Genomic DNA, 11,812 nt, shown 5'->3' on the forward strand with positions numbered 1-11,812 from the left:
AAGAAGTGCAGGCCAACTCTAGAGTTGCGGCGGACCCTCCGCAACGGCAAGGGCCTTGTTCTTGAAACGGCTCTCGCCGGACACTTCCGTGCCGAACCACGCCGGGGCCTCAAACGCCTCCGCATCCTCCAGCGACGGGAATTCGACTTCCACAACCATCAGGGGAGCGAGAGTTCCGCTGTAGACATCCAACTCAAACGTCTCACCGCGTTCCAGACTGCCGGAATACCGCGTTTTCTCAAGTCGACGACCCTCAGTGGCGGGCCACAGATCGTCGAACTGCGACTGGTCGAGTGAGACCTCATGTTCACTCCTGACAACCGATCCGCCGCTCTTGACCGTCAGGAAAAAGCCCGCGCCTTTTTGCCGCACCCGGACCTCGACCTTGTCCTCAGTCGCGGAGAGGTAGCCCTGACGGACCGTTTCGCTCTTCAGCCCATCAAGGTCCGGCGCGTTCAGAACCAGAAACTTGCGCTCGATTTCGGTACTCATGATTTGGCCACCCGTTTCATGACTTCCCCGTGCAGGTCGCGGTAAGCCTGCGCAGCGGCACTGCGCGGGGCGGTGGCTGTAACCGGCGCACGATGCACGCCCATCCGCTCGATGTCGGACGAGAACGGAATGTGGGTTTTCATAATGCGCTTGCGATGGGAAGCGGACATGCCCTCAATGGTTTCGCCATGCAATGTTTTCACGCCCTGTACCATCGAGAAGAAGCCATGGATTTTTTTCTGTGACAGGTCATTGTCATCAAAAAACTCCAGCAACTGCTCAAAAGTCCGTTGCGACAACGTGGTGGGGATAATCGGCACAACAATTCCGTCAGACGCCTTGAACACGTTCTCCGACAGTGTCGAGATGTTGGGCGGGCAGTCGAGTAGGATCACGTCGTAGTCACCCTTGACCGCCTTTAGCGCCTTTTTAAGACGGGAATGACTGTTGCGCATCCGTGCAAGGAACACATCGAAATCCCGAAAGGTCATGTTCGCGGGAAGGATGTCGAGGTTCTCGTAATCACTGCCCCGGATTGCTTTGGTGAACCGCTCAACGTCCTCGAAAAAGCGCGTATTCGTGAGCTTCTTCGACGGTTTCACGCGAAAATAAAAACTCGACGCGCCCTGCGGGTCCAGATCGCACAGGAGGGTTCGTTTGCCCGCTTCGGCAAGGGCGTGGGCCAGGTTGACGGCCGTGGCGGTTTTGCCCACTCCGCCCTTGTTGGAATAGCATGACAGGATCAGCATGATCAGGCTTTACCTCCGTGGAACAAATCGCGGAACGACTTCTGGGTTTCGGGACTGTTGAACTGCCTGAACCGACCCGTGACCTGGTCCCGTTCCTCCAGCTGCCGACGGTGAAGAACCGCGGTCAGGGCACCAACCGCCTGAGCAATTTCCAGAGCCTCGTCGGTCGATTTATCCAGCGTGTTCAAAAACGCCTGCAGGCTTTCCTGCTGCACCGCGAAGTCGTTGAAGTTTCCGAGAGTCTCCTGAAGTTTCTTCAGGGACGCGATCAGTGACCTGATCGCCTTGTCGGAATAGAGCGGCTGGAAAAACTCCATCAGGTAGCGCAGTTTTTTGCACTGGATGCGTAACTCGTGCACTTCCTCATCCGGCGTGGCGTCCGTGATGCCCTGTGCGATGGTGCAAATCTTGCGGTACCGCTTCCAGATCAGCTTTGCGGCGTAATCCAGCGCATGCCGGTCCGCGCTCGGCCCGGGTTTAAGCGATTTGCGCTTGTTGAAAAGCTTCTCAAGGCTCTTCATTTCCGCAGCATAGGCATCGCTGCGGAGGTGGCTACGCAGTTTTTTCAACTCGCCGCTCCGCTCAGCCTCAAACAGTTTGAACATGCGATCAAGGCCGCCATGCACCGTCTCCGGCACGAGACCGTAGAAATCATCCCGCTCGAGCAGATACACGTCGAGATCACGCAACCTGCCGGTCTTTGCCATCAGTGCCGAGAAACGGTCCTTCAGGCTGGCCGTCTGTTCCGGATCGTAAACACCCTTGAATAGACTGATGACCGACCGGATTTTCCGCAGCGACACACGGTAGTGGTGCAGAAACTCCGTGTCAGTATCGTCAATGGTGCCCTGCTCATTCACCCGCGCCAAAGGCAGGTGAGCGGCAATCACGGCCGTTGCGGTATCAAACGCGGTTTGGTCAGCCTCGAGCGGCACGTCGGGCCGCGACACAAACGGTGTAACGCCAGGCAACAGGCGCGCGTAAATACTGCTGGCGTCGAGGGTCGTCCCGCCAATCGCTTCCACTTCCGCCCTAACCCGATCAAGAGCCTTGTCGTAACCGCGTAGCCCGCTCAGGCCAACGATGGCGATGCCATCGCCATCCGGTCCGGACAGCTGCATAACACTGACCCTCGCCTGGGTTTTTTCCTCGTCATCGACGAAAGCAACGGCGGTCTGCTGCACCTCGCCCTGCCCCAGCGGCAGCAGACTGCGCAGCGGTGTGATATGGGACAACGCATCCCTGACTGGGCCCTCCGCGAGATCCGCCACAAAATCGCCCCCGCGCTTTGACGTCTGTGTAAGAAGGGCGCCATTTCGGCTGAGCAACAGGAACTCCCCGCCAACTTCCAGCAGGGCGACGTGACGGCCTGCCACGTTGTGCTCAAATGTATCGAAGATCGTGAATTTCTGTGGTTCGTCCCCGTCAATGATCACGGGGGACAGTTTCCCCGCGCGCTCCTTAACGAGGGCCGAAACCGATTTGGTCGGCAGCGCAAACGTCGTTCGCTCTGAAGTCATTTCCTTACTTTCCCGGTTTGGCGAGGTAATCCTCAACCAGCCGCTCGATTATCCCCTGAACGCTTGTGTCTTCCTCGATGGCACGAATTTTCAGCGCCTTCAGCGTCCTGCTCCTCAACCTGAGCGATGTGTTCTTACGCTCGCCGTTGTCGTCCTTTTTGGTCTTAGCCATGCCCGGGCTCCTTCCGCGTGCGCTCGACTATGACATAATGACGTCACTATTGTGAACGCCGCGGAAAGGTCAACACATCTCCTGCGACTGGCGAGTAAAAAATCATATCAATGATACCAGCACCCTTGATACCCGGTCCACGTCATATGTGGGCTTGTTTCTGTTGCTAAGAGGAAGACGAACACATGGCACGCCATAACGTTCCGTAACCTCTCCGCAAATTTCCGATGAAACACCCGCATCGCACAGAACATGCGTCATCAAATCCCGCGGCCGCACATCTCCGGCATCCCGCAGGAGAGGCTTCAGAATTGCGCCAACATTGTCTGCCAAGCTGTAGCCCAAAGCTTCGGGATCCTCACCCAGACTGGGCAGGTACACCTTGGGCACCGAACGCCGAGCAATGGCCCTGCCCACGCCTTCCGGCAAGAGGTTGGCAACAACGCTGGAATAGAGACTGCCGGGCGGATAGCAGATGATTTCGGCCTGCTCGATAAGCTTTCGGTTTCGCTTTGGCAGCTTTGTCTCAACTGGGTTGGTTGTATCGAGCGTCCCCACCAGGAACACCTCCCGGATCGGACTGTCCAGCGGCGCAACCTCCTTCCCAGTGAGTGCGCGCTGTCCAACCACCCTGCGCCCGTCCTCTAGAGTAACGCCAAGATGCAGGTTTTCATCAACAATGGTCCGCACCGTGCCCCGCACGTCGACCATTTTCGACATCAGAAAAAGGACCGGCTCCAGAGCCCGGCCGTGGCTGAGATAACCGCCAGCCAGGATAAGATTGCCGATGCTCGCGTTTCTGTAGTCAAACGTATCGTCAACCGACTCAATGAAACTGTCGATCTGGGTCCGGATAAGTTGACGCATCGGGCGGGCTATTGCCGCCATCAGCGGGTGCCTGCCACTCTGGATCCGGGCAACCTCCGCACGCAGGTCATCCGCGTTGCCGTCTTTCGGCAACCGGTGACTGAACAGCGCATAAACGTCCGGCTGACCTAACACCGTCTCGTCAGCAAGCGCCATCAAACGCGACCTCAGGTCACCCACGGCGGGCATGTCAAAGGCCTCCCGCAACATCTGGCTCGAGCCACCGCTGTCAAATGGCGTGATCAGGTGCATCGAATTGAAAGTGTAGTGTTTCAACCGCCGGGCAATCCCGTTGAGCGCACTGCCCCCACTAAAAAACAAAAGACGCGGGCCAAGATGGGGGGCGCTCTCCGCCCGCGCGACACGCAGGTCATCAGGCAGGAGCACCTGGCGTTGCACGTTGATGGGAGTGGTTTTCATTCTGATCTCCGGCGCCGTTGGCAAGCCAACCTCATCTGAGGGTTTTATGGCGCGCAAACGGCCCCGGATGGAAGTTTTCCTTTACGGAACTGACGGGAAACTGGCATAGACCCCGCGCAAGGGGCGAGAACAACGCCGCAGGAGCAGTATACGTGCCAAATACAGCCACTCAGCCTGACGCAATTGCTGAGAACATGTCCTTTCTGCTCGCGGAAATTGACGGACAACTGTCACGTCTTGCGGATTATTTTGGCAGCCCCCGCGAGGCAGCCGCATCGCAACTGATGCAAAGGGCCGGCTACTCAAGCAATCTGTCCGCCCGGGTTCGCAAGGCCTGCCTGACCGCAATGATCCGGAAGAAGAAACCGGATACCCTACGCCTCCAGGGCATCGATACGATCGCGCGTAACCTGGATCTGCTCTCACGGCTGGGCCGACGCGCCGTCGATCAGGCGGAACAGATAAACCGCGTCAAACTGCTTCGCGCCGATGCCTATGTGCCGCCGCTCACCCTGGTGCGCAACACGGTCGCGACAATTCAGAGCGCACTCGACAGCGGCAACAGCAAACGCGCCGTGGAAATCGGGCAGGCCCGCAAGGAACTGACGGTGTTCCACGACCGCCTGTTCCGGACCTACACCCGAGACATGACCGATACGAAACACACCGAGGACCTGGCCTACGCCCTGCTGGCCCTGAATGAGGTCACGCGCATGGGGGAGGCCCTGCAGGGCATCTCCGAGGCCATTCTGTCCATCAATATCGGTCAGAACGTGCAGTTCGAGCGCTACTTTACACTTCGCAGCGTGCTCAATGGAGTTTCAAACAAAGAAAAAATCACTCTGAAACCCCTGGCCGAAACCCGTTCCGGTTCCGCCATTTCCAGTGTCAGCGTGAAGGACACCGACGGCAATCCGGTACCGGCGGTGTTCAAGGATGGCGACCGCCGGAAGGTGAAACAGGAGCGAGTTGGCGTAAAAAGCTGGAACTCGGTCTATCCCGGGCTGGCTCCGGAAATTCTGTCCTACGAAAAGAACGGCGGATCGGCAGCACTGCTGATCGAACATCTTGAGGGCCAGACCTTCGAGGACATCGTCATCAGTGGCCACGATGCGGCTCTCGCGACCGCGTCCAAGGCTCTGCACAAAACCGTTCGGGACATCTGGCGGACAACGCGAACCGACGAACCGGCTGAAATGGGCGCGATGGAGCAGCTGGCCAAACGCATGCCCGATGTGTACCGCCTGCATCCCCACCGGGCGGGAGGCGCGCAAAACCTGAACGGTGTTAAGGTCGCTGATTTCGACGAGCTGGTTGAGGAAGCGCAGGCGCGGGAGGCTCGTCTGCCCGCACCGTTTTCCGTCTACATCCACGGTGATTTCAACCTCGACAACGTTATCTACGATGCGGTGAACAAAAAGATCCGGTTCATCGACCTGCACCGGTCGCGATACATGGATTATGCCCAGGATGTTTCGGTCTTCATGGTGTCGAACTACCGGCTTCAGGTTCTCGACAATGCCACCCGCATCCGCATCGCCCGGGTCGCGGCTGACATGCACGCGATGGCCACCAAGTTCGCCCGTCGCGAAAAGGACGTCACGTTCGAATACCGTCTCGCACTCGGACTGGCCCGGAGTTTTGCCAGTTCAACGCGTTTCGTGGTCGATCAAAAACACGCCCAGCGCATGCTCATGCGGGCCCGTTACATACTTGAGACCCTGCTGAAGGTGCCGGAAGGGCGTGAGGCCCGGTTCAGGCTGCCCATAAAGGAACTGTTTCATGACTAAACGCATCGGGGTGATCGGCACCCCCGGAAAGTGGTCCACCGAAACGCTGGCCAAAGCCTTCGCCGACCGTACGGGCTACAGCCAGGTAATCGACATGGGTGACGCCGTTCTGGATCTCTCGGCAGGCGCGCTGTTCTGCGACGGGGTGAACGTGTGCGAACTTGATGGCCTGGTGCTGAAAAAGGTGGCCGAGACATACAGCCCGGACGCACTTGACCGTCTGGAAATGCTGCGCGTCGCGGAAGCGGCAGGCGTCCGTGTGTTCAGCCCTGCGGAGAACGTGATCCGCCTGATGGACCGACTGGCCTGCACGGTCACGTTGCGTAATGCAGGTATCCCAATGCCGCCGACAGTGATTACGGAAAATGTGGCTGCGGCCCGTGACGCGCTCGACCGCTTCGGAGCCGCCGTGTTCAAGCCACTGTTCTCCACAAAGGCGCGGGGCATGGTCCTGCTGGAGGCCGAAGCACCAGACGCCGACGCGAAGATTGCCGGGTTCAGAGCAGACAACCCCGTCATGTATGTGCAGCAGAAGGCCGACCTGTCCGGCCATGACCTCGGCATGGTCTTTCTCAACGGCGAATACGTCTGCACCTATGCCCGGGTCAGCCAAACCGACAGCTGGAACACCACAATCCATTCCGGCGGAAAATACGCCCCCTTTGACCCGGACCCCGAGCTCATCGAACTCGGGCAAAAGGCGCAGGCGCCATTTGGGCTGACATTTACGACAGTCGATATCGCACTGACGCCGCAGGGCCCAATCGTTTTCGAGGTGTCGGCTTTCGGAGGATACTCCGGCGCCTTGAAAGGCTGCGGCATCGACGCCGCCGGGATGGTCGCAGACCATGTGCTTGCGGAAGTATCAGCATGACGCTTGCGGAAATACTCTCTAGACTGGATTCGGATGCTGCGGGCGAACAGCCCTTTTCCCTGCGGGCCGGTCACGTCACCGTCACGGTGTACGCCCCGGAGCCCCTGCGCAGTCAGCTCAAGACATATTTCCGCGACGTCATCGTACCCCCCGACCGCACGGCCCTGACCGTGCGGCTTCTGCCGGGACAGTCGCTCCCCTTTGAGCCGGACTGGTCGGACTGGCGGCGCGAGACCGGCAAAAGCGGCCGGAAAGACGCGATCTTCGACCTCGGCGATGCCCGTCTGGTCCGCAAGGTCCGCAGCGGCGTCACGTTCGTTCAATCCTCCGATATTGCTATCGCGCTCGGCCCTCTGGAAGAGAATGAAAGCACCGCGATCAACTTCATCAACACTCAAATCCTGAACAAATGCCTCCGCGAAGGATGGCAGCTGGCACACGCTGCTGCGGTCACCGACGGCAACCGAACCCTCGCGATATCCGGGCTGTCCGGCGGAGGAAAATCCACATCCATCCTGCGCATGATGGATCTCGAAAGCACCCGTTTCCTGTCCAACGACCGGGTCCTCATCAAACAGGGAAATCCGCCCCGAGCTTTGGGCATTCCGAAACACCCCCGCATCAATCCGGGCACGATCCTCGGCAACCCTCGGCTGACCCACATGCTCACTAAGGAACGGGTCGCTGAACTCAAATCACTGCCCGCTTCCGAGCTCTGGGAACTCGAGGAAAAGTACGACCTCATGGTTCCCGAAGTCTACGGGCCAAAAAAACTGCAGCTCAAAGGCCCCCTGACCGACTTCTGGGTACTGAACTGGTCCCGCCAGAGCGACACTCCGACCAGTATATCGCCCGTAAGTCTCCCCGACCGCCCTGACCTGCTGGCTGCGATTATGAAAAGCCCAGGGCCCTTCCATCAACACTCTGACGGCAGCTTCGAGCCAAACGGCAGCCAGCCCGACCCGGAGGCATATCTTGAGGCCCTGAGCGGTGTCACCGTTTGCGAAGTCTGTGGCCGGGTTGATTTCGATGCCCTCGCCCTCAAAGGCAAAGCCCTGTTCGATGGCTGAGTGTTACCATGCATTCTTCCGCCACGGTGACTACGCCCAGAGAAAGGGGGTTCCCTCAGCCCGACAGCCCTGGGCGTTGACCGAGGCCGGGAAAGCCCAGGCCCGCGAAGGCGCAACCGTTTTGGATGGGACGGTGAAGGAACTCGGGTTACGCCCATCCGCAATCATTTACTGTTCGCACCAACTCCGTGCGTGGCAAACTGCGCAGGTGGTGGCGGAAACCCTGCGGGATTTGGGCCATGACATCACGGAGATCCGCGAAACCGCTGAACTTGCCGAACGGGGGCTGGGCAGTGCAGCCAACCTGACCGTCACGGAAATCGAAGCCGCGCTTGAGGCGGACCCGCGCTTTGAGACGCCACCGCAAGGCTGGAAATCCGACAGCGATTACCGCCTGCCCCTCGAAGGGGCCGAAAGCCTGATGATGGCCGGCGCTCGTGTTGCCCGGCATCTGGTAACCAGCGGACAGCCCGGCAAACTTACGCTTCATGTCGGACACGGCGCCTCGTTCCGTCATGCCTGCCATCACCTTGGCATCCTGACCCACGAGGAAATCGCACGCCTCTCCATGTTTCATGCCCAGCCGTCACTGATCTGTCATCAAAACGATGCAAAATGGCGGCACGTGGCAGGTGAATGGAAAATCAGGGAACCGGGGGCGACGCCCAGGGATTGACCTTGAGGAAGAACAGGGGGCTCACATGAACAATCAGACGACTTTTCATAGCAATGATGTTCTGCTTCCCCCAGTGTTCGACACTGATGCCTGCCTGGAAAATTTCCCCCGCAGAATTGGTCCGTGGCACGATGCCACCAACAGCTCCGTTGCCGACTGCCTAACACGCGCCAGCCGAAGTGGCGGTTGGCACTGGCCCGACCGGCCGGTCATCTTCGTATCCGACCCCCATGCCGACGCCGAGGGATTCCTCAGGTCCCTCATCGCGGCCGGCGCGATCCTGCGCAAAAATGGCCGGATCGAACTCACACCTTTTGGACGCAGAGCGCACATCGTTCTAGGCGGTGACACGCTTGACAAGGGCCCCAGCAATCTGGCTCTCCTCGACGCGATCGCATCCGTGCTACAGACCGGAGCTTACCTGACCATCCTTGCCGGAAACCACGATTTGCGCATGCGCATGGCCATCGGATCTGTGCGCGGCAACCGAACCGCACTCAACGAGCATCTTTTTGTTCGAATGGGCCGAAAAATCCTCCCCGCACTGCGCGAGGTTCTCGACCGGTTTGTCACACCCCTCGACCTTGAAGCCGTTCCGGATGAGAAAACCTGCAGGTCACTGCTGACCCCCGGTACGGGATGGGCCGCGCGGTTTGAACGGGCGGCACGTGACGAACTGCGGCCGCAGGTTATCGACAAGGAAACCCGAAAACTCTCCGAGAAACTTGGCAAATTTGAAACCGACTGCGCCCGTCACGGAATGACATACCGTGAACTTCTGGCCGCACTTCGCAAATGCCATGACATTTTCATTGAACCCAACGGCCATTACGCCTGGTTCTACGAGCGAATGCAGGCGGTCGCCCAAAGCGGCTCCATCGTATTCGTGCATGCCGGCCTCTGCGACGACATGTGCCATGCCCTGGTGGAAAATGGTGTCGAGGCGATCAACTCCGCCTATCGACGTGCCGCCGAAGATGCCACATTGGGTTTCTATTTCGGTCCCCTCGCTAATCTCGTTCGAACCAAATACCGCCGGTCCGACTGTACCCTGACGGAAGCGGGCGTTGCGACGCTGCACCGCGCCGGGCTTCACATGGTCGTCCAGGGACACGTCAACAGCCATGAGGGCCAGCGCCTGCAGGCCAAAAGCGGGATGTTGCATCTCGAGGGGGACATTACATTGGACCGAGCCTCCCGCGCACTTGAGGGTCTCGACGGAATAGGCGCCGGTGCGACCTTGATCTTTCCATCGGGAGATGTGATCGGTCTCAGCCGGGACTACCCGCACGCGAAGCATTTCGCCCCGGAACGCATGGCCATCCATGCCGACCGGTGTGAGCTTGGCGAGCTGGTGGCTCCAGCCTAAAGCAACACATCTGACCGGATTTAGACATGAGCGCTGACAAGCGATTTACCCACGAGTCCCTTCAGGACGCCAAAACCATCAAATCCCTGCTGAACGCTCTGTCCAGAGGTTTCTCAAAAGGCGAAATGACCCTCGGCGACGAGGATAATGAGCTGCTTCTTGAAACCGCCGACCTGATGACTGTCCGCATCAAGGGCGAACGAACCGACGGCCAATGCGCCGTCAGCCTCCGCGTCACCTGGCCCGACCCCAAAACCACCCCAGGCCCCAAAAAGGGCAAACCGAGAATAGAGAGCTGACCTCACTGGCGGCATGGGTGTGGTGCGTATCGGCTGGCCGGCAGACTGCGAAGAATCCGGCCGCAGCCGAATCGGGAGAACGCTTTCGCTGATGATAGTGGCGGAGGGGATGGGCCTGATATCCAACCTTCTCTTGTGGATGCCGCCCTCATTTGCAAGGAATTTCTGAACATTAGACATGTGATCGAGTGCGGACTCTTGTCAGGCCTGTTAGTGCGGCCCGATAGATGCCGCTGGCCGGGATGGTGATGCGCGGACCGGGGCCAAATCTCCAACAGCGAGCTCGAAGCTCTGAGAAGGTTCCTGGTTTGCCCAACCCGGATCATGTCGATCATTTGCCCATTCGGATCATGCCTTCCTCACAACTCTGCGTTCCGTTCCTGCCGACGCGCCCGATCAGGCGGTGGCCATCACCGGATCGCGATAGTCCTCGCCGCGCGTCAGCATCGCCCAAATGCCGCGCGCCATCTTGTTGGCCAGCGCGAAGGCTGCGACCATCGGTGGCTTGCGTTCCAGCATGCGCTCAAGCCAGGGATTTTGCGGTGCGCCACGGCGCAGCGCCCAGCGGACCACCGCCATCGCGCCGGTGACAAGCAGTCGCCGGATGTCCCGCTGCCCCATCTTCGATGTTTTCCCCAGCCTCTGTTTTCCGCCAGAAGAATGTTGCCGCGGCACCAACCCGAGCCAAGCTGCAAAATCGCGGCCACGCCGGAACTGGTCCATCGGCGGCGCGAAGGTTTCGACTGCGAGCGCAGTGATCGGTCCGACACCCGGCATGGTCTGTAACTGCCGGGGCATGGCGGCCGCCCTGGACGCGGCGGCGAGCTTTGCCGAGACTGCGGTAAGGCGGGACGTCAACAGTTCGATCTGCTCCAGAACCATGCGGCAGATGTCTCGCGCCAGGTCAGGCAGGCCCGAACCAGGATCCTCGACCACCTTCGCCAGCCGCGGGATATATCCGACCCCTTCCGGCGCCACATGCCCGAATTCATAGAGGTGCGCGCGAAGGGCGTTGATCGCTTCGGTCCGCTGCTTCACGATCTGCTCGCGGGCGCGAAACGCCACCGCCCGGGCCTGTTGGGCTTCGGTCTTGGGTTCGACGAACCGCATGGTCGGACGCATCGCTGCCTCAACGATTGCTTCCGCGTCGGCGGCGTCGTTTTTCTGGCGCTTGATGAACGGTTTGACGTAATGCGGCGCAATGAGCCGGACGCTGTGCCCGTAGGCGGACAATTCCCGCGCCCAATGGTGCGCGCTGGGACACGCCTCCATCGCCACGTCGCATGCGGGATGGTCCGTCATGAATCGCGCAAACTGCAGTCGCGACAGCTTCTTGCGGAAAACAACCACCCCATCCGCTGCCGCCCCGTGCAGCTGGAACACGTTCTTTGCCAGATCGACCCCGATAATGCTAACTTCTTCCATGGATGCCCTCTCCTTCAGCTTGTGCTTCGACACCACGAGTATGGCACATCGCGATGCCGTCAGGGTGAGAGCGGCATCCACCCCATCTC

General features: G+C 59.5%; 12 protein-coding genes. 6 read left to right on the forward strand and 6 right to left on the reverse strand.

What is annotated here, in order from left to right; all coding sequences use genetic code 11:
• Nucleotides 1-18 precede the first annotated feature (18 nt).
• The 5 genes from ACP15P_RS04330 to ACP15P_RS04350 all read right to left on the reverse strand — a co-directional run bounded on the left by ACP15P_RS04330 (nt 19) and on the right by ACP15P_RS04350 (nt 4,220).
• Nucleotides 19-492, reverse strand: a complete 474-nt coding sequence (locus ACP15P_RS04330) for a CYTH domain-containing protein (RefSeq protein WP_424927265.1) — start codon at nt 490-492, stop codon at nt 19-21.
• Nucleotides 489-1,241: a ParA family protein gene (locus ACP15P_RS04335; protein WP_424927266.1), complete on the reverse strand. Its 753-nt coding sequence runs from the start codon at nt 1,239-1,241 to the stop codon at nt 489-491. The genes ACP15P_RS04330 and ACP15P_RS04335 overlap by 4 nt, the downstream gene beginning before the upstream one ends.
• 2 nt (nt 1,242-1,243) lie before the next feature.
• Nucleotides 1,244-2,761: a CHAD domain-containing protein gene (locus tag ACP15P_RS04340; RefSeq protein ID WP_424927267.1), complete on the reverse strand. Its 1,518-nt coding sequence runs from the start codon at nt 2,759-2,761 to the stop codon at nt 1,244-1,246.
• Between the two features lie 4 nt (nt 2,762-2,765).
• Nucleotides 2,766-2,933 (reverse strand): hypothetical protein, encoded by a 168-nt coding sequence (locus ACP15P_RS04345; protein WP_424927268.1) that lies wholly within the window; start codon nt 2,931-2,933, stop codon nt 2,766-2,768.
• Between the two features lie 102 nt (nt 2,934-3,035).
• A complete protein-coding gene (locus ACP15P_RS04350) occupies nt 3,036-4,220 on the reverse strand; it encodes a GAK system CofD-like protein (protein WP_424927269.1) in 1,185 nt (394 codons plus the stop codon).
• 152 nt (nt 4,221-4,372) lie between these two features.
• Here ACP15P_RS04350 and ACP15P_RS04355 point away from each other — a divergent pair, with 152 nt between their 5' ends.
• From ACP15P_RS04355 to ACP15P_RS04380, 6 genes are read left to right on the forward strand one after another with little or no spacing between them, the layout of a single operon-like run.
• Nucleotides 4,373-6,010: an aminoglycoside phosphotransferase family protein gene (locus tag ACP15P_RS04355; RefSeq protein ID WP_424927270.1), complete on the forward strand. Its 1,638-nt coding sequence runs from the start codon at nt 4,373-4,375 to the stop codon at nt 6,008-6,010.
• Nucleotides 6,003-6,884, forward strand: coding sequence for a GAK system ATP-grasp enzyme (locus ACP15P_RS04360; RefSeq protein ID WP_424927271.1), 882 nt, complete (start codon nt 6,003-6,005; stop codon nt 6,882-6,884). Before ACP15P_RS04355 ends, ACP15P_RS04360 begins: the two co-directional genes overlap by 8 nt.
• Entirely contained in the window at nt 6,881-7,954 is a 1,074-nt protein-coding gene (locus ACP15P_RS04365; RefSeq protein ID WP_424927272.1) for an HprK-related kinase B, read from the forward strand. Before ACP15P_RS04360 ends, ACP15P_RS04365 begins: the two co-directional genes overlap by 4 nt.
• Nucleotides 7,947-8,630 carry a histidine phosphatase family protein gene (locus tag ACP15P_RS04370; protein WP_424927273.1) on the forward strand — a complete coding sequence of 228 codons (684 nt, stop codon included), beginning with the start codon at nt 7,947-7,949 and terminating at the stop codon, nt 8,628-8,630. Before ACP15P_RS04365 ends, ACP15P_RS04370 begins: the two co-directional genes overlap by 8 nt.
• Nucleotides 8,631-8,655: 25 nt before the next feature.
• A complete protein-coding gene (locus ACP15P_RS04375; RefSeq protein ID WP_424927274.1) occupies nt 8,656-9,999 on the forward strand; it encodes a metallophosphoesterase in 1,344 nt (447 codons plus the stop codon).
• 26 nt (nt 10,000-10,025) lie between these two features.
• Nucleotides 10,026-10,298 carry an amphi-Trp domain-containing protein gene (locus ACP15P_RS04380; protein WP_424927275.1) on the forward strand — a complete coding sequence of 91 codons (273 nt, stop codon included), beginning with the start codon at nt 10,026-10,028 and terminating at the stop codon, nt 10,296-10,298.
• 396 nt (nt 10,299-10,694) lie between these two features.
• Here the strand turns inward: ACP15P_RS04380 and ACP15P_RS04385 are convergent, their stop codons facing one another.
• Nucleotides 10,695-11,723 (reverse strand): IS110 family RNA-guided transposase, encoded by a 1,029-nt coding sequence (locus tag ACP15P_RS04385; protein ID WP_028720250.1) that lies wholly within the window; start codon nt 11,721-11,723, stop codon nt 10,695-10,697.
• Between the last annotated feature and the right edge of the window lie 89 nt (nt 11,724-11,812).

Source organism: Amaricoccus tamworthensis (assembly GCF_049800875.1).
Lineage (GTDB): Bacteria > Pseudomonadota > Alphaproteobacteria > Rhodobacterales > Rhodobacteraceae > Amaricoccus > Amaricoccus tamworthensis.